The 18,309-nt window shown below is 67.6% G+C and carries 16 protein-coding genes; 5 read left to right on the top strand and 11 right to left on the bottom strand.

The genetic code is table 11. From position 1 onward, the window contains the following. The first annotated feature begins 356 nt into the window (after positions 1-356). Complete coding sequence (locus EV283_RS18540) at positions 357-1,910, top strand: lipopolysaccharide biosynthesis protein (protein ID WP_278044249.1); 1,554 nt, start codon at positions 357-359, stop codon at positions 1,908-1,910. A gap of 18 nt (positions 1,911-1,928) precedes the next feature. Here the strand turns inward: EV283_RS18540 and EV283_RS18535 are convergent, their stop codons facing one another. Then, positions 1,929-2,357 carry a CBS domain-containing protein gene (locus tag EV283_RS18535; protein WP_130327955.1) on the bottom strand — a complete coding sequence of 143 codons (429 nt, stop codon included), beginning with the start codon at positions 2,355-2,357 and terminating at the stop codon, positions 1,929-1,931. Positions 2,358-2,429: 72 nt separating this feature from the next. On the opposite strand from EV283_RS18535, the gene EV283_RS18530 reads away from it, so the two are divergent. Next, positions 2,430-2,732 (top strand): hypothetical protein, encoded by a 303-nt coding sequence (locus tag EV283_RS18530; protein ID WP_130327953.1) that lies wholly within the window; start codon positions 2,430-2,432, stop codon positions 2,730-2,732. Between the two features lie 121 nt (positions 2,733-2,853). Here EV283_RS18530 and EV283_RS18525 read toward each other — a convergent pair whose 3' ends face one another. From EV283_RS18525 to hisS, 4 genes are all read right to left on the bottom strand, one after another. Further along, complete coding sequence (locus EV283_RS18525) at positions 2,854-4,086, bottom strand: DUF4167 domain-containing protein (protein WP_130327951.1); 1,233 nt, start codon at positions 4,084-4,086, stop codon at positions 2,854-2,856. Positions 4,087-4,344: 258 nt separating this feature from the next. Beyond that, a complete protein-coding gene (prmC, locus tag EV283_RS18520) occupies positions 4,345-5,220 on the bottom strand; it encodes a peptide chain release factor N(5)-glutamine methyltransferase (RefSeq protein WP_242616068.1) in 876 nt (291 codons plus the stop codon). 81 nt (positions 5,221-5,301) lie between these two features. Beyond that, positions 5,302-6,375: a peptide chain release factor 1 gene (prfA, locus tag EV283_RS18515; protein WP_056019641.1), complete on the bottom strand. Its 1,074-nt coding sequence runs from the start codon at positions 6,373-6,375 to the stop codon at positions 5,302-5,304. Between the two features lie 106 nt (positions 6,376-6,481). Continuing rightward, a complete protein-coding gene (hisS, locus tag EV283_RS18510) occupies positions 6,482-7,726 on the bottom strand; it encodes a histidine--tRNA ligase (RefSeq protein ID WP_130327949.1) in 1,245 nt (414 codons plus the stop codon). A 49-nt stretch (positions 7,727-7,775) separates the two neighbouring features. Here hisS and EV283_RS18505 point away from each other — a divergent pair, with 49 nt between their 5' ends. Beyond that, a complete protein-coding gene (locus EV283_RS18505) occupies positions 7,776-8,426 on the top strand; it encodes a DUF1345 domain-containing protein (protein WP_130327947.1) in 651 nt (216 codons plus the stop codon). Between the two features lie 67 nt (positions 8,427-8,493). Here EV283_RS18505 and EV283_RS18500 read toward each other — a convergent pair whose 3' ends face one another. After that, positions 8,494-10,527 carry a S9 family peptidase gene (locus EV283_RS18500; protein ID WP_130327945.1) on the bottom strand — a complete coding sequence of 678 codons (2,034 nt, stop codon included), beginning with the start codon at positions 10,525-10,527 and terminating at the stop codon, positions 8,494-8,496. 182 nt (positions 10,528-10,709) lie between these two features. On the opposite strand from EV283_RS18500, the gene EV283_RS18495 reads away from it, so the two are divergent. Both EV283_RS18495 and EV283_RS18490 read left to right on the top strand, forming a co-directional pair. Further along, positions 10,710-11,216, top strand: a complete 507-nt coding sequence (locus tag EV283_RS18495; RefSeq protein WP_130327943.1) for a DNA-deoxyinosine glycosylase — start codon at positions 10,710-10,712, stop codon at positions 11,214-11,216. A gap of 128 nt (positions 11,217-11,344) precedes the next feature. Then, on the top strand, positions 11,345-11,965 hold the full coding sequence (locus EV283_RS18490) for a DedA family protein (protein ID WP_130327941.1): 621 nt from the start codon (positions 11,345-11,347) through the stop codon (positions 11,963-11,965). On the opposite strand, the gene EV283_RS18485 is transcribed toward EV283_RS18490, so the two are convergent. From EV283_RS18485 to EV283_RS18465, 5 genes are all read right to left on the bottom strand, one after another. Then, the gene (locus tag EV283_RS18485; RefSeq protein ID WP_130327939.1) at positions 11,923-12,762 is read right to left on the bottom strand and encodes a shikimate 5-dehydrogenase; all 840 of its coding nucleotides are present in this window, start codon (positions 12,760-12,762) and stop codon (positions 11,923-11,925) included. The genes EV283_RS18490 and EV283_RS18485 overlap by 43 nt on opposite strands. Next, positions 12,759-13,031 (bottom strand): DUF1488 family protein, encoded by a 273-nt coding sequence (locus EV283_RS18480; RefSeq protein WP_130327937.1) that lies wholly within the window; start codon positions 13,029-13,031, stop codon positions 12,759-12,761. The genes EV283_RS18485 and EV283_RS18480 overlap by 4 nt, the downstream gene beginning before the upstream one ends. 75 nt (positions 13,032-13,106) lie before the next feature. Beyond that, positions 13,107-15,650, bottom strand: coding sequence for a DNA topoisomerase (ATP-hydrolyzing) subunit B (gene gyrB, locus EV283_RS18475; protein WP_207223202.1), 2,544 nt, complete (start codon positions 15,648-15,650; stop codon positions 13,107-13,109). 491 nt (positions 15,651-16,141) lie between these two features. Next, positions 16,142-16,918 carry an OmpA family protein gene (locus tag EV283_RS18470; protein WP_130327935.1) on the bottom strand — a complete coding sequence of 259 codons (777 nt, stop codon included), beginning with the start codon at positions 16,916-16,918 and terminating at the stop codon, positions 16,142-16,144. A gap of 87 nt (positions 16,919-17,005) precedes the next feature. After that, positions 17,006-18,214, bottom strand: coding sequence for a DNA replication/repair protein RecF (locus EV283_RS18465; protein ID WP_242616067.1), 1,209 nt, complete (start codon positions 18,212-18,214; stop codon positions 17,006-17,008). Between the last annotated feature and the right edge of the window lie 95 nt (positions 18,215-18,309).

Here is an 18,309-nt window from a genome sequence, read left to right as displayed (position 1 = left end):
TCATCTAAACCTACAATGTCAAAGAGCCGACAAAAATACCGACACTCGCATAACCTCCCTAGCAGGAAGCTTGCAGCATCTGGTTTTTTGCGACCTCAGCGACCAGACCGTGTGGCCGTTCGCTGCGGTGACACCCCTCTACGGCCACCTCCCGAAGCCGTCAAACGCTTTCTTGCATTTTTGTGGCAATTTTCGCCCGCCCACGCGTTCTGCGCCCCCAACCCACCCACGCGGGCGCCAGCCAAGCGATTGGAATGGCATCGCATTCCAGGTTGGCATCGTCGTCGCGTCCTGCGACACGCGCCATTCGTCTTTAGGGTCTCGCCTTAAGCGCTTGTGAAGGCCCATACCGCTACATGCCTGATATGATGGACACCGTGCCCTCTGCTCCCCAGCCCGCGACCGTGCCGCAAACCGTGCCCCCAATCGTCGGATCGGATGTCACCGCGACACCAGCCGAGACGGCGACGCTCGCTGGACAGGTACGCAGTGCGCTGATCTGGCGGTCGGGCAGCCAGATCGTCGCGCAGATGGTACAATGGTGCGCGACCTTCCTGGTGATCCGAATCCTCGCGCCGGCCGATTATGGTTTGTTTGCGATGTGCCAGGTGATCCTCACCTTCATGGCGATGCTCAATGGCTATGGACTGGCAAGCGGACTGATCCAGCAGAAGGAGATCAGCCAGCGTGAAGTGCGCCAGCTGTTCGGGATGCTGATCGTGCTGAACGGCGCGCTGGCGATCGCGCAGCTCTCGCTCGCGCCGCTGGCGTCCGCTTATTACCGACAGCCGATCGTCGGCGACATGCTCCGCGTGCAGGCGTTGCTGTATCTCACCACACCGTTCATCGCGCTTCCCTATGCGCTGTTGTCGCGCGCGATGGATTTCCGTCACCAGGCCAAGGCGAACATCACGGCGTCGATCGCCTCCGCCAGCGCGGCGCTGGGTGGTGCACTCTATGGCCTTGGCGTGTGGACGTTGGTGCTCGCGCCGATCGTGCTGTTCAGCGTCCGCGGCGCGATGATGACATGGTCGGCGCGGTCGCTCGTCTGGCCGAGTTTCGACTTTCGCGGCGCGGGGACGATCGCGCGCTATGGCGTGGTGATGGCGGCGGGGCAGCTGTTCTGGTTCCTGCAAAGCCAGGCGGACGTGTTCATCGCGGGGCGCAGTTTTTCGCCGCATACGCTCGGCATCTACACCACCAGCCTGTTCCTCACGCAGATCTTCGTGTCGAAGTTCGTGCCGCCGCTGAACGAGGTCGCCTTCTCGGCCTATGCGCGGATGCAGGCCGATCCCGACGCGATCGGGCGCGCGTTCGTCAAGGGCGTGCGGATGGTGATGATCGTCGCGATGCCGTTCTACATGGGACTCGCCGCGACCGCCGAGCCGCTGGTGCTGACCGTGCTGGGCGACAAATGGCGCGAGACCGCGCCGGTCGTGCAGTTGCTCGCGCTGGCGATGCCTTTCATGACTCTGCAGGTGCTGTTCACGCCGGCCTCGGATGCGCGTGGGCGGCCGGGGATCGGCGTGCGGAACGGCGCGACCGGCGCGCTGATCCTGACGATCGCGTTCCTGGTGGGCGTGCGATGGGGCCCGACCGGGATGGGGATCGCCTGGATCGCGGCCTATCCGCTGTATCTGGTGATCAGCGCGTGGCGGACCTTGCCGGTCATCGGCGTGCGGGCGGGGGAGATCGTGCGCGCGGTCGCATCGCCGGCGGTGGCGGCGATCGCGATGGCGACGATCGTCACGCTGGTCGACCGCAGCCTGCCGCCGCTCGACGCGCATTGGCGGCTCGCCGTGCTCGTGCCCGTTGGCGCCGCGGTCTATGCGAGCTGGATGGGACTGTTCGCGCGGCCGACGATCCGCGAATTGATCGCGGTCGTGCGGAAACAGCCTGCGCCTGAATGACCTAAGCGGCGCGATGGCTCACGCGGACTGGATATATTCGCGCATCGCGGCCGCGTCGGCTTCGATCCGGTCGATGCGGTATTTGACGAGATCGCCGATCGAGACGAAACCGACCAGCGTATCGCCATCGATCACCGGGAGATGGCGGATCCGACGCTGCGTCATCAGCGACAAGGCGCCGATCGCCGACTCGCCCGGGCCGACCGACTTCACCGCGGTGGTCATCACCGCGCCGATCCGCTGCTCGAGCGCGGCGGCACCGTCGGCCTGCAGGCAGTGTATGACGTCGCGTTCGGAAAAGATGCCGACCACCCGGTCGCCGTCGAGCACCGGCGCCGCGCCGATCCGCTTGCCCGCGAGCAGCGCCACCGCCTGCGCCACGGTATCGTCGGGGGTCAGCGACAGGATGCCGCCCTCCCGGTTCTTCAGGATCGCCGCGATCGTCATCTTCGCCTCTCCTCAAAATGCGTCTGTTGCGCTTGGGTTGAGGAAACCATGTTTGCAGGGCAATGTGAAGCGATGACCGATCGCCTGCCCGATCACCCCGCCGAAACGCCCACCGGACTCGACGATCCGCACTATGCCGCGTTCGCCTGGGCGCGGTTCCGCGGGATCATGGCGTGGATGGTGCTAGCTGCGGCGATCTGCGTGGCAGGGGTGATCGCGGGCATGGCGCATCTGCAAGGGCCGCTGCATCTGGTGACGATGCTGGCGGTGATCGGCGGAGTCGGCGGATCGGTGATGATGGCCGGACTGTTGATGGGCCTGGTGTTTCTTAGTTCGGGCAGCGGGCACGACGAGGATGTGACTCGGATCGAGTGACTCGCGCTTGCCTGCCGGGGCTGGGTCGCGCAGTCGCATGCATGAAAAAAGGCCGGCACCGCGCTGCGGTACCGGCCTTTTTCTCTTCAACCCGGACACGAATCCGGGTGACTCATGGGAATCAGCCTGCCTGGACCTCATCGGGTACCGCACGAACGCGGCGACGGCGGGGCTTTTCCTCGGGCGACGCGTCCGCGGCGGGGGCTGCTTCGGCTGCCGGCGCCGGCGTTGGTGCCGGTGCGACGGTGGCCGAAATCCCGAGCGATGGCGGCAGGCGATCCGCGTCGAACGCGGTCGGTGCGCCCTCGTCCTGCGTCGCGGGTGCGTCGAGGCTGCGATCGCGACGCGGGCGACCACGACGGCGAGGCTGTTCCTCGGTCGCGGCGACGGCGGGGGCCGCGACGGGCGCCCCGCTCTCGACGGCGTCCGTCGACTGCGCGACCGGATCCGCGGACTCGGTCACCGAACGCAGCGCATCGGCTTCAGAATCCTGGTTCGCGTTGGCCGTCTGCGCGTTGGCGCGCGGCGCACGACGGATCGTCTCGCGCGGCGGCGCATCACGGTAGTCGGAGCGGGGTTCACGAACCTGCTCGTCGCGACCCTGCGCATCACGAGCCTGAGCCTGCTCTTCGTTGCCGCGCTCGTCGCGAGCTTGGGCGTCGCGGGGCTGGGCGTCGCGGTTCGCATTGCGCTGGTTCCGCGGGCTATCGCCACGGACGCGATCTTCGCGCTGGCCTTCGCTGCGCTGGCCCTCGTTACGCTGGCCGTCGTTACGCTGACCTTCGTAGCGGGTGTTCTCGTACCGCGGACGGTCTTCGCGGTTCTGGCTGTCGCGGTTCTGACGGGGGGCGTTCTGGTATTGGCCGTTCTGCTGGCCACCGTTCTGCTGCCCGGCATTTTGCTGCCCAGCATTCTGCTGATCGCCACGGCCCTGCTCTGGCGCGCCCTGCTGCTCGCCCGAACGGATCGGTTCGCCCTCGTCGCCATAATCGTCGTCGCCGTCGAGATCGAAGGGCTGCTGGCGACGCGGCTGCTGTTGCGCCTGGGGCTGGCTCTCTTCGAAGCGCGCGCGCGTCTCGCTCAGGACGCGGAAATAATGGTCCGCGAACTGGAGGTAATATTCGATGTTGACGCGGTCGCCCTGCATCTGCGCGTCGCGCGCGAGGTTCTTGTACTTCTCGTACAGCTGGCTCGCGTTGCCGCGCGCACGGCTGTCGATGCGATTGCCGGTGTCGCGACCGCCCTGGCCACCACCACCGCCGCCGCCCTGGCGTTGACCGCCACCGCTACCGCCGCCGCCATTATTATTGTTGCCACGACCGCGACGGCGGCCGGCTTGCCGGTTGTTGATCAAGCTTGTGTCCTCAGTCGTCGAACCAAAATCTGGTCGTGCTCCGAAATGCGGTGCAAACCCCCCGCCGCGCGCCGATGATCTACACGAGATCGGTGCGTCGAACTTGCCAGGGCCACCGGACTGCAGCGACCTCAAAGCGAAGGATGCGGGTCAACGTTCAAAAACGACCAATGTGTCGAGATTGCGTGCCCCTGCCCATGTGATAGCGTCCGCAAGGGACCTACTACAAGCGAAATATGCGGTTTCGCGCCATATAGTTCAAGGCGCGGTGCAAGGCGTCAGGACTTTGGTCGCGACCAGCGCGCGCGCGTTGTTTCCGTAATCATGGTGGAGCGCGACGTGCAGACCCTGCGCGGCGAGCAGGGCGGTGACGGGTTCCGCCTGTGTCGAGCCGATCTCGATCACCGCTGCGCCACCCGGCGCGATCAGCGCGGGAAGTTGCCGGGCGAGAATGCGGTAATCGTCGAGCCCGTCGCGACCGGCGAACAACGCGGCGTGCGGCTCATGGTCATGGACTTCAGCCGGGAGCTGTTCGTCGGTGGCGATGTAGGGCGGATTGGCGAGGATCAGGTCGAACTGACCGGCGATCGCGCTCGCCCAGCTCCCGCGGATGAAGCGGGCGCGGTCGGTCATGCCGAGCGTGGCGGCGTTGGTGCGGGCGTAAGCGAGCGCTTGGGAAGAAAAGTCGACGCCGAGACCTTGTGCGGGCCATTCGTCAAGCGCGGCGAGCAACAATGTGCCGGGGCCGGTGCCGAGATCGAGCACGGTGCCGGGCGCGCGCCCTGCGAAATGCGCCTGCGCGGCGATCAGCAGCGTCTCGCTGTCCGCGCGGGGGACGAGCGCGCCGGGGCCGACCGCGAGATCGATCGACCAGAAGCCGCGCGTGCCGGTGATGTAGGCGATCGGTTCGTGGCGGAGACGGCGTTCGACCAGCGCGGCGAAGCTGGCCGGAACGGCGTAGCGCGTCGGGTCGAGGAGGATGGCGTTGCGCTCGACACCGAGCGCGTGCGCCATCAGCAGTTCGGCATCGAGGCGGGGGGTGGCGGAGAAGGCGAAGCGCGCGGCGGCGGCGGCGATCGCAGCGTTTACGTCTCCCCTTCCGCTTGCGGGAGGGGGCGGGGGAGGGGCAATCACCGGGCGGCGGCGTTTGTGGGACGCCCCTCCCCTAACCCCTCCCGCAAGCGGGAGGGGGATGCCGTTGAGGCCGGGGCGCCCTCACCCATCCAGCTGCGCCAGCCGGTCCGCCTCATCCTGCGACACCAGCGCGCCGATCAGCTCATCCATCTCGCCCGCGACGATCTCGGGCAGTCGGTGCAGCGTCAGGTTGATTCGGTGATCGGTGACGCGGCCTTGCGGGAAGTTGTACGTCCGGATCCGCTCCGAGCGATCGCCCGAGCCGACCATCGACTTGCGCGCGCCCGCGCGCTCGGCATGCAGCCGGTCGCGCTCCGCCTCGTAGAGCCGCGTCCGCAGCACGCGCAGGGCCTTTGCCTTGTTCTTGTGCTGCGACTTTTCGTCCTGCTGGATCACCGTCAGACCGGTCGGGATATGCACGATGCGCACTGCGCTGTCGGTCGTGTTGACCGACTGGCCGCCCGGTCCGGACGAGCGATAGACGTCGATGCGCAGGTCCTTGTCGTCGATCTTGACGTCGACCTCCTCCGCCTCGGGCAGCACCGCGACGGTCGCCGCGGAGGTGTGGATCCGCCCGCCCGCCTCGGTCGCGGGAACGCGCTGGACGCGGTGGACGCCACTTTCGTATTTGAGCTTGGCGAACACGCCCTGCCCCGTGACGCTGGCAACGACTTCCTTGAAGCCGCCCGCGTCGGACGACGAGCCCGAGATCATCTCGACGCGCCAGCCCTGCGATTCGGCATAACGCTGGTACATGCGGAACAGGTCGCCCGCGAACAGCGCCGCCTCGTCGCCGCCGGTGCCAGCGCGGACCTCGAGCATCGCCGAGCGCTCGTCGGCGGAATCGCGCGGCAGCAGCGCGAGCGCGAGCTTGCGGTCCGCGGTTTCGAGCAGCGTGCGGTTCTCGTGCAACTCCTCGGATGCCATCGCGCGCAACTCGTCATCGGCATCCTCGGCCATGAAGGCGAGGCTTTCCGCCTCCTGTCGCAGCCGGCGCACTTCGGTGGCGGCTTGGGCGACGGGTTCGAGCTCGGCATATTCCTTCGACACTGCGACGAAGCGGTCCGATGGGAGGTCGCCGGTCGACATCAGCGCCTGCAACTCGTCGCGCCGCGCCTCGATCGCGCGGATGCGGTCGGGGGAGATCTGGGTCATGCGAGCACGCCCTCGTCCGTCATCCCAGCGCAGGCTGGGATCCAGGGTAACCGAGCACAGCCTTCATGGCTCTGGATCCCAGCCTGCGCTGGGATGACGGGGGGGCTCAACGCAGCGCCTCCGCCAGATCGGCGAAGGCGACTTCTGCCTGCGTGCCCGCGCCGAGCGTCTTCACGGCCGCGACGCCCTTAGCGAGTTCGTCATCGCCGAGAATGATGGCGAAGCGTGCGCCGAGCGCGTCGGCCTTCGCCATGCGTGCCTTAATCTTGCCCTTATAAGCCATTTCGACCGCAACGCCTGCACGGCGCAGGTCCGCGACGATACCCATCGCGCGCGCTTCGGCGTCTGCGCCCATCGGTACGACCACCGCGTCGATCGCCGCCGCTGCCGGCTCGTCCAGCAGCATGGCGAGCCGCTCGACCCCCGCGGCCCAGCCCACGCCCGCCGTCTCGGGCCCGCCGAGCGAGCCGATCAGCCCGTCATAGCGGCCGCCGGCCAGCACCGTGCCCTGCGCGCCCAACCGGTCGGTTACGAACTCGAACGCGGTGTGGCGGTAATAATCGAGCCCGCGCACCAGCCGTGCATTGCGCTCCCACGCCACGCCCGCGGCATCGAGCCCGGCGGTCACCGCGTCGAAGAACGCGCGTGCCTCGGGCGTCAGATACGCGTCGATATCGGGCGCGCTGTCGGCGATCGGGCGGTCGCGCGGGTCTTTCGAATCGAGGATCCGCATCGGGTTCTTCTCGAGCCGAGTCAGGCTGTCCTCGGACAGCGCGTCGCGATGCGCCTCGAAATGCGCGACCAGTGCCGCGCGCCACGCGTCCCGCGTCTCGGCGTCGCCCAAGGTATTCAGCTGCAACGTCACGCCCTCGGCGATGCCGAGCTCGCGCAGCAGCTGGTCCGCCAGCACGAGCAGTTCGACGTCCGCCGCCGGCTCGGCCGCGCCGATCACCTCGGCGTCGATCTGGTGGAACTGCCGGAACCGCCCCTTTTGCGGGCGTTCGTAGCGGAACACCGGGCCGCTGGTCGTGATCTTGAGCGGCGCGAACTGCTGCCAGCCCTCGGTCAGATAGGCGCGCGCGATCCCGGCGGTGAATTCAGGGCGCAGCGTCAGCGAATCGCCGCCGCGATCCTCGAACGTGTACATTTCCTTCGACACGACATCGGTCGTCTCGCCGAGCGAGCGCGCGAACACCGCGGTCGACTCGAACACCGGGATGTCGACGCGCTGGAAGCAATACAGCGCCCGCACGCGTTCGAACGTCGACAGGACGTGCGCGAACCGGCGCTGCTCGTCACCGAAAATGTCCTGGGTGCCACGAATGCGGCGCGGGGTTTCTATTCTTGCCATGATGCGCGCGTATCTAGGCGACGTGACCGCGAAGCGCTAGCGCCGTGCCATGACTAGCAAAGCCAGATATTGGGGCCTGGGCCAACGCGTTGCCCCGCCGCGCTTCGTCCTGTTCGTGCTGGTGTTCGTGATCGGGCTGGTGACGATGATCCCGCGCTTTGGCCTCGGACGCGGGACGATGGGGGCCTTCGACCTTGCCGCCGCCGTGTTCCTGATCGCGGTGTCGACGCTGTTCCGTAACGCCAGTGCCGAGCGGATGCGGCGCGCCGCGCAGGAGAACGACGCCAACCGCGCGGTGCTGCTCGGGTTCAGCGGCACGATCATGCTCGTCATCCTGGTCGCGGTCGCGAAGGAATTGCAGGGCAAGAACGACGCGGTCGCGATCGTGCTGACGATCACGACGCTGGCGCTCGCCTGGCTGTTCTCGAACATGATCTACACGCTGCACTACGCGCATCTCTATTATGTCGACGATCCTGCGGGGAAGGATGCGAAGGGGCTCGATTTTCCAAGCTGCGACGAGCCCGATTACTGGGACTTCGCCTATTTCGCGTTCACGCTGGGGATGACGTTCCAGACGTCGGACGTCGAGATCACCTCGCGCCGCGTGCGGAAAGCCGCGCTTGGCCAGTGCATGGCGGCGTTCGTGTTCAACATCGGCGTGCTGGCGTTCACGATCAACGTGCTGGGCAGCGGCTGAGCCATCCCCGTCTCGTCATGCCCGTTTCGTCAGGCCGGACCGGGTCCGACCTGACGAGACGGAACGATTATTTCGCGGTCCACTTGTTCATCCAGCCGAGCACCTCGCCATACCATTGGCGCGAGTTCTTCGGCTTGAGCACCCAGTGGTTCTCGTTCGGGTTGACCAGCAACCGCGACGGAATCCCGCGCCGCTGGAGCGCGGTGAACGTCGCGAGCCCCTGCGTGTAGGGAATGCGGAAGTCCTTCTCGCCGGTGATCACCAGCATCGGCGTCTTCCACTTGGCGACGTAATTGACCGGGTTCCATTTCTCGAACGCCTGCGGGTCCTCGTAATAGGCCTTCCCGCCATGCTCCCATTCGTCGAACCAGAGCTCTTCGGTCTCGTAGGCCATCGCGCGCGCATCGAACACGCCGTCATGCTGGACGATGCACTTGAAGCGATCGGGCCACTGCCCCTCGATCCAGTTCATCATATAGCCGCCGTACGACGCGCCGAGCGCGCACGCATTGTCGGCATCGAGCCAGGCGAACTTGTCCGTCGCGGCCTTCAGACCCTTTTGCAGATCCTCGAGCGGCCAGCCGCCCCAGTTGTTGCTGATCGCATCGGTGAAGCCCTGCCCGTAGCCGGTCGACCCGTGGAAATCGACCGCGACCAGCCCGTAGCCCGCGCCGGCGAATACCGCCGGGTTCCAGCGATACGACCAGCTGTTGTTGCTCGACCCCTGCGGCCCGCCATGGACCATGTAGGCGACCGGGACCTTGCCCGTGCTGCCACTGGGCTTGACCGCATAGCCCCAGACCGTGTCGGCGTTGGCGCCCTTGAAGTTGAACCGCGTGACGGTCGGCATGTCGATCCCGGCGAGCCTTGCGGCGTTGACCTGGGTCAGACGCTGCGGTGCACCGCTGCCCGCGATCCGATAGAAATCGGCCGGTGCGGTCAGGCTGTCGATCGCCACCACGGGTCCGCGCGGGGTGATCGCGACTGCGCTGACATGCCCCTCCTGCGTGAGCCGCGTGACGGCGCCAGTGGCTGCATCGACGCGGAACAGCGGCGTTTCCTGCGTATCGTCAGCGGTGACGTAGAGCGACTTCGAGTCGGGTGCCCAGGCGATCGAACCGACCGACCGGTCCCAGCGCTCGGTCAGCGACACCGTCTTGCCGGTCGCGATGTCGCGCACGGTGAGCACCTGGCGATCCGCCTCGAACCCAGGCCTCCGCATCGCGAAATAGGCGAGGCTGCGGCCGTCGGGCGATACCGTCGGCAGGTTGTCGGTGGCCTTGTTCGCCGCGGTCAGATTGACCGGTGCCGACGAGCCATCGGCCGGGACCGAGAAGATATCGAGATTGGTCGACAGCGGCTCGATCCGCCCCGCCTCGCGCATCGCGAAATAGACGGTGCGGCCATCGGGGCTCCACGAGACTTCTTCGGCGCCGCCATAGGGCTTCGACGGCGCGTCGCCGACGAGCGTGCCGACCAGCGGGACGCCGTTGCCGGTCGCGCCCGCGGCGGTCAGCGGCAGTACGAAGAGTTGCGAGCGCGTCCCGTCCGCCCACGTATCCCAGTGGCGCACGAACAGCTGGTCGTAGGTGCGGCCGGCGCCGGCGTTCGGATCCTTCTTCACCATCGCCGGTTCAAGGCTCGGCGCGCCGGGCTTGCGATCCGCCCAGACGAGCAGCTTGTCGCCGGTCGGCGCGACCTTGAAGCCGCCAAAGCCACCCTTGAAGCTCGTGAGGCGGCGCGGCGTGCCGCCGGTGATCGGCACCGACCAGATGGCGTCATCGCCGCCCTTGTCGGAGGTGAAATAGACGGTGGTGCCGACGATCTGCGGGTCGTTCTCATTGACCTGCGGATCGGCGAGCAGCTTCACCGGGCTCGCGCCGGGCGTGGTCAGGTCGAGCCGCCAGAGGTCGAAGCGCCCCTTGTCGGCGGCGAGATCGGTTTCGCGCTGCGCCCAGACGAGCCAATGCCCGTCCGGCGACGCGGTCGGCGCGCCGACGCGGCTGAGCATCGCCACGTCGTCGATGGTGAGCTGCCGGGCGGCGGCGGGGGCACTCGCTAGGGCGAGCGCGGCGAGGCTGGCGGAGAGCATGATCTTCATGGCGTGCGTGATAGGACGCTTGCGGGATCGCGCGCAATCGCGGGAATGGGCGGTGCTGTCGATGCGCTCGTCCGTTTATGGTTCCCCCGCGAAGGCGGTGGCCCAGGAGCCACGAATGCAGCTGCCCGTAGCTCCTGGACTCCCGCCTTCGCGGGAGAACGGGATGGCGTTAAGACGCGCTCATGCCGCTGAAGCATTCCTTCCCGCCCGTCGCCGACCCTGATGCCCGAATCCTCGTCCTTGGCAGCCTGCCGGGCGATCGGTCGCTCGCCGCGCAGCGTTATTATGCGCATCCGCAGAACCAGTTCTGGCGGCTGATGTCGCCGGTCGTCGGGTGCGACCTTGCTGCGCTCGACTATGACGACCGGCTTGCGGCGTTGCGTGCGCAGCGGGTCGCATTGTGGGACGTGATCGGATCGGCGCGACGCGCGGGGAGCACCGACGCCGCGATCCTGGATATCGCGGGCAACGACATTGCCGGGCTGGTCGCGACGCTGCCCGATCTGCGCGCGATCGCGTTCAACGGTGGCACGGCGCTGAAACAGGGCCTGAAGCTGCTCGGCCGGGATTTCAGCGGACCCGAGATCGTCGCGCTGCCGTCGAGCAGCCCGCTGCACACGATCGGTCTCGCCGCCAAGCAGCCTGCATGGTCGGCGCTCGCCGCGTTCCTGCGCGACACACAGCTGTAGCGCCCCGTCGACGCAGGCGGATTAGCTGAGCCTCGACAAGGGATTAGCGCGACATCCGGGTCACGTGCTCCACGCGCAGGCGTGATCGACGGCTGGCTAAACGGTGCGCGGTCCGGCAAGGGCGAGGGATGTCGATCGAAAGCTTCATCGCCGAATACGGCCTCGCCGCGATCTTCCTTGGCGCGGCGTTCGAGGGCGAGACCAGCGTCGTCACCGGCGGGCTGCTCGCGCACCAGCATCTGTTGCCTTTATGGGGCAGCGCCGCGGCGGCGGTGACGGGGTCGTTCTTCGCGGATCAGCTCTTTTTCTTCGCCGGACGGAAGTACCGCGACACCAAGCGCGTGCGCCGGATCGCCGAGAAACCTGCCTTTGCCAAGGCGCTCGACACGCTCGACCGGCATCCGACGATCTTCATCCTCGGCTTCCGCTTTCTGTACGGGTTGCGGACGATCAGCCCGATCGCGGTCGGCACCTCGCACGTGCCCGCGCGCACCTTCGTCGTGCTCAACGCGATCTCCGCGCTGGTGTGGGGGGTGGTCTTCACGGGGATCGGCTATGTGTTCGGCGACGGGCTGATCGAGCTGGTCGGGCGGGTGATGCCGAGACAGAAGCTGGTCGGCGTCGCGATACTGGTCGGCATCGCCGCCTTGATCATCGCCGGCTTCCGCCTGTGGCGCGGGCGTCGTGCGCGCGCCGCGGGCGAGGGTCAGGCGCGCGCGACTGCCGCTGCGTCGTCCACGTCAGACTGATCCGGACGGACGCCGGTATAGAGCACGAACTGCTCGAGCGCCTGCAAGATCCCCACCTCCCCGCCCGAGATGATCCGCTTGCCCGCGCTGCGCGCGGCGACGAGGAACGGGGTTTCGGTGGGGAGCGCGACGACGTCGAACGCGACCTCGCACTCCGCGATCAGCGGCGAGTCGAACGCGAGCACATCGGCGTCCGCGCCCGCCATCCCGAGTGGAGTCACGTTGACGAGCATCGGCGCCCCCGCTGGATCGGGCTCCGCGGTCCAGGCATAACCATGCGTGTCGGCGAGCGCGCGGCCCGCGGTTTCGTTGCGCGCGACGATCGTGCCGTTCGCAAAGCCTGCATCGCGCAACGCCGTCGCGACCGCCTTCGCCATCCCGCCCGATCCACGCAGCATGAAGCGCATCGCGGGATCGACGTCGTGCGACTCGAGCAGCATGCGGACCGCGGTATAATCGGTATTGAACCCGGTCAGGACGCCGTCATCGTTGACGATAGTGTTGACGCTGTCGATTGCTCGGGCCGAGGGGTCGAGCGCGTCGAGCATCGGGATCACCGCTTCCTTGAACGGCATCGACACCGCGCAGCCGCGGATCCCGAGCGCGCGGATGCCGCCGACGACACCCGCCAGATCCTTCGTCGTGAAGGCCTTGTAGACGTAATCGAGCCCGAGCAGTTCGTAGAGGCGGTTGTGGAACCGGGTGCCGAAATTGCTCGGCCGCGCCGACAGCGACATGCACATCTGCGTGTCGCGGCCGAGCAGAGGCTTGACGCGGTTCGGGCGGGCGGGCGTCATTCGAGGTCGTTCTCGCTGATCACGACGATCTCCTGGTCGGGGTCGCGCGCCAAGGCCACGACGCCGAGATCGGCGATCTCTTCGGCATGCTGCCTGAAGATCGCGACGGCATCGCCCTCCGGGGCGACCGTGCTCAGCGCCTCGAGCACGTCATATTGTACCGCGAACTGATAGCGCTCGTCGCTCACTTCGCCCTCGAACTCGACCTGGCGCAGGTCGCTATTGTCCTCGAGCGTCTTCAGATCAATGTCCAACCGGTCTTCGGCCATGCGTATCACTCCTAGATAGATGGCCATTAAGCGCGGTTGGACACTCGATGTTCCAGCTCAGATTGGGTTCCAAACTCAGACGTCGAGGTTGGCGACGTTGAGCGCGTTGTCCTGGATGAACTCGCGGCGGGGTTCGACGACTTCGCCCATCAGCTGCGTGAAGATCTCGTTCGCGCTCTCGGCATTGACCGCGGTCACGCGCAGCATCGAGCGGACCGACGGATCGAGCGTGGTTTCCCAGAGCTGTTCCGCGTTCATCTCGCCCAGACCCTTGTAGCGCTGGATCGCGAGACCCTTGCGGCCGGCGGTCAGGATCGCGTCGAGCAGATGGCTCGGGCGCGACACCTGCGTCGAGCCGCGCGCGGCGACGGCGGTGACCGAACCGATCACACCGGCACCAGCCTCCGCGGCGCCGTCCTCGGCCTCGGGCTCGTCCGCCTGCGATGCCTTGCTGGCGGGGACGAGGTTCGAGGTCTGCGCATAGCTGTCGGCGTGTTCGCCCGACAGTGCGTGCAGCTTGCGTGCCTCGGCCGAGACGAGGAAGCTCGCCTCGATGATGTGATGGTCGGTGACACCGCGCCATGCACGCTGGAAGTGGATGCCGCCGTCTTCGGTCAGCACCGCGGTCCAGCGCGCATCGCCGTCGTCGAGTTCGAGACGACGCGTGACGATCTCGAGCCGCGAGGTGCGATCGGCGACCGAGGCCTCCGGATCGAACACGCCGCCTAGCGCCAGCGCCTCGATCATGCCGGCATCGTAGCGCTTGGGGACGTAGCGCATCAGCGTGCGCATGCGGCGTGCGTGATCGACCAGATCCTTGAGGTCGCGCCCTGAACGCCCGCCGCCGGGGCCGTCGAGCACCATCGTGCCGACGCCGGCATCGACCAGATATTCGTCGAGCGCCGCATCGTCCTTGAGATACACCTCCGACCGGCCCTTGGTCGCCTTATACAAAGGCGGCTGGGCGATGTAGAGATACCCGCCCTCGATGATCTTGGGCATGTGACGGTAGAACAGCGTCAGCAACAGCGTGCGGATGTGCGCGCCGTCGACGTCTGCGTCGGTCATGATGACGATCTTGTGGTAGCGTAGCTTGTCCGCGTTGAAGTCGTCGCGGATGCCGGTGCCCATCGCGGTGATGAGCGTGCCGATCTCGCGACTCGACAGCATGCGGTCTTCGCGTGCGCGTTCGGTGTTCAGGATCTTGCCGCGCAGGGGGAGGATCGCCTGGAAATGGCGATCGCGGCCCTGCTTTGCCGAACCGCCGGCCGAGTCACCCTCGACCAGGAACAGCTCGGACTTGGCGGGATCGCGCTCCTGGCAGTCGGCGAGCTTGCCGGGCAGCGAGGCGATGTCCATCACGCCCTTGCGGCGAGTCAGTTCGCGCGCGCGCTTGGCGGCTTCGCGCGCGGCGGCGGCGTCGATGATCTTGGCGACGATCGCTTTCCCGTGCGCGGGGTTCTCCTCGAGCCATTCGGCCATCTTGTCGGCCATCAGGCTTTCCAAGGGCTGGCGGACTTCGGACGAGACGAGCTTGTCCTTGGTCTGGCTGCTGAACTTCGGATCGGGCAGCTTGACCGAGACGATCGCGGTGAGACCCTCGCGCATGTCCTCGCCGGTGAGCTGGACCTTTTCCTTCTTCAACAGGCCCGACTTCTCGGCATAGTTGTTGAGCGTGCGGGTCAGCGCGGCGCGGAACGCGGCCATGTGCGTGCCGCCGTCGCGCTGCGGGATGTTGTTCGTGAAGGCGAGGACGTTCTCGTAATAAGAGTCGTTCCACTGGAGCGCGACGTCCATCGTGACGTCGTCGCGCGTGCCCGAAATCGCGACCGGCTCCGGCATCAACGGCACCTTGGCGCGATCGAGATACTTGACGAACGCGGCGATGCCGCCCTCGTAATAGAGCTCGACGGTCTTCATCTCCTCGTGCCGCGCGTCGGAGAGGAACAGGCGGACGCCCGAATTGAGGAAGGCGAGCTCGCGATAGCGGTGTTCGAGCTTGTCGAAGTCGAAATCGGTGATCTTGAAGGTGGCGGGCGACGGGAAGAAGGTGACTCGCGTGCCCTTCTGGCCCTCGGCCGCGTCGCCGACGATTTTGAGCGGCATCACCGCGTCGCCGAACGCGAAGCGCATGTAATGCTCCTTGCCGTCGCGCCAGATCGTCAGGTCGAGCCACTCGCTGAGCGCGTTGACGACCGAGACGCCGACGCCGTGGAGGCCGCCCGAGACCTTGTAGGCGTTCTCGTCGTTGGTGTTCTCGAACTTACCACCGGCGTGGAGCTGGGTCATGATGACCTCGGCCGCGGACACGCCTTCCTCGGTATGAATGCCGGTCGGAATGCCGCGGCCATTGTCGGTGACGCTGACCGAACCGTCGGCGTTCAGGACGATGTCGATCCGGTCGCAATGCCCGGCGAGCGCCTCGTCGATCGCGTTGTCGCTGACCTCGAACACCATGTGGTGGAGGCCCGACCCGTCGTCGGTATCGCCGATATACATGCCGGGGCGCTTGCGCACCGCGTCGAGGCCCTTGAGGACCTTGATCGAGTCGGCGCCATAGTCGCCCTGGTTGGGCAGGTTGGGATTATTGGTTTCGGGGTTGGATGCCATGCCCAGCATATAGGCATCGGACGGCCGAAACGGAAGCGAAATGGCCTGTGGGGACAGCGGCGCGGGGGAGTGAAGTATAGGAAGTATAGACGCTGGGAGCGTTTTGCGGGGTGGGTGGACTTTGGGTGTTGGGTGTGGGGCGTGCGAGGGGGGTTGGATCGCCATGCGGGGAGGGTGGCAGGGTGGTGGCGTGTAGGACAGGGGGTTGGGCACTCCCCTCGCGTCAAGCCACCGCCCCGGCGGAGGCCGGGGCCCAATTGGGGGACATGATTGACGCAGGGCCGCCCCCGGTTACGACCACCTTTCCAATTGGGCCCCGGCCTTCGCCGGGGTGGTGGGGTCTGCCCCTCTCCCTTTGGGGGAGAGGGAGGGAGGAGCCGGAGGCGACGGAAGGATGAGGGGCTTTGGCGGGTAGGTTCCGAGCCTCACGCCCCCTCACCCTTCCCACGGCCAAGCGGCCGCGGGCCCCTTCCCTCTCCCCCGGGGGGAGAGGGCGTTGGTCAGAAGCGGTCGGCGCGTTGGCCTAGCAGGGTCACTTCGACGCGGCGGTTGAGGCGCATGCCCGCCGCGGTCGTGTTCGTTGCGACCGGCTGGCTTTCGCCGTGGCCGACGACGCTGAAGCGCGCGCGGACGACGTCCATGTCGTCGAACGCCTGACGGACGCTCGCCGCGCGGCGCTCGGACAGGTCCTGGTTGTGCGCGTCGGTGCCGCGCGAGTCGGTGAAGCCGTCGATCGCCACACGGACGCCCGGATTGCCGCGCAGATAGCGCGCCAGCGGGCGCAGCTTCTCGATCGCGCCGGGGCGGAGCACGTCGCTGTCGGTGCGGAACAGCACGTCCTCCTGCAGCGTCAGCGTCGCGCCGCGCGGGGTCTGGCGGAAGCCGTAGTTGCGCATCGCGCCGCGGTCCCATGTCGTAGTCGTCTCGACGACGGTGGTGCCGCCGCCCCTGCCCGGACCCCGGCCATAAGCGTCCCAATCGAACCGGTCGCGGCGGGGGCCGGCGATCCGCGCGAATTCGCGATTGGCGTCGTCGGCTTCCTGCCGGTTGATCCGTCCGTCGCCGTTTGCGTCGAAATTGGGCATCACGAATGCGCGACCACGCGGCGTATTGCGCAGTTCGGGGAACAGGATCGGCACGCCTGCACCCTCCAGCCGGTAGCCGGGGCGCGACCAGGGCGGGTTGCTCATGTCGTAGCGCGCCTGCGCGAACGCCGGGGCGGTCGTCGCCGCGATCATCACCAGCCCGAGGGCGGCGCGCGTGAATGTCCGGGTCATTGCTGTCTCTCCAGGTCGTCGATGGACGGAGCTTTGGGCGCGTCCGCTTGAACGCGCGGTGACGTCGATCGACAGCGCGCGTTCAGCCTAACGCCCGACCGCGATCCGCGTTGCCTGGGCGTCGATCGCGTCGAACAGCGCGTCCTCGGTGCCCGTCATCCACACCTGGCCGCGCCCCGCGAGGCGCGCAAACAGCGCCGCGCGGCGGGCCGGATCGAGATGCGCGGCGACCTCGTCGAGGAGCAGCACGGGCGGGGTGCCGGTGCGTTCGGCGACAAGATCGGCATGCGCCAGGACGATGCCGAGGAGCAGCGCCTTCTGCTCGCCGGTCGACGCGAGCGAGGCGGCGCGCGCCTTGTCGAGGTGCGTGACGATCAGGTCGACGCGGTGCGGGCCGGCGAGCGTGCGCCCGGCGGCGGCATCGCGCGCGCGCGCCTGGGCGAGATCGGCGTGGAGCCGGGTCGTGTCGCCGTTCCAGCCGTCGAGCGCCAGCCCGGCGCGCGGGAACGGGCCGTCGTCCTGGTGCGCGAGTCGCGCGCCGAGCAACGCCACCGTCTCGCGGCGGGCCGCGTCGACGGCGGCGCCGTGTTCGGCCATCTGCGCCTCGAGCGCGGAGAGCCAGTCGCCATCGGGGCGGCCTTCGTCGGCGAGCAGGCGGTTGCGCGCGCGCATCGCCGCATCGTAGCGCGCGGCGTGGTGCGCATGGGTGGGCGCGAGCGCGAGCGTGAGGCGGTCGAGAAAGCCGCGGCGCTCGCTGGCGGGGGCGACGAACAGCCGGTCCATCGCAGGCGTGAGCCACAGGATGGTGAGCCACTCGGCCAGCGCGTTGGCGGTGGTGGTGGCGCCCTGGATGCGGACGATGCGGCGCTCGGGGGCGGACGCCAGCGTGCCGGTCGCGACGTCGACCTCGGCTGCGGAGGGTGGTTGCCCGTCCGTGTGCCCCTCCCCTCCCGCTTGCGGGAGGGGTCGGGGGAGGGGCGCGTTTTTCTCAACGCCGGACGCCAGTACGTACGTCGCGCCCTCCCCTAACCCCTCCCGCAAGCGGGAGGGGGATTCCGTTTCGCGTCCGGCGAATAGCGTGGCCGCGACGCCGAAGCCGCCTGCCCCGCCCTGGCGCGCCATTTCGCCGAGCGCCGCACGCCGCAGCCCGCGGCCGGGGGCGAGCAGCGATACCGCTTCGAGGATGTTGGTCTTGCCTGCGCCATTCTCGCCGGTCAGCACGACGAACCCTGCGCCCGGTGCGAGCGTCAGGTCGGCGTGATTGCGGAAATCGGTAAGGACGAGGCGCGAGAGCATTGCCCCCGCCTTAAAGGACTTTCGGAACCGATTGCATCGCCCTTTTCCGTTCGCTCAGCACGAACGGGGTAAGGGGTTGGTCCGATCGGCCTTTC

It is taken from the genome of Sphingomonas sp. BK036, from assembly GCF_004216825.1.
Classification (GTDB): Bacteria; Pseudomonadota; Alphaproteobacteria; order Sphingomonadales; family Sphingomonadaceae; genus Sphingomonas.
This window is presented reverse-complemented; position numbering and strand designations above follow the sequence as displayed.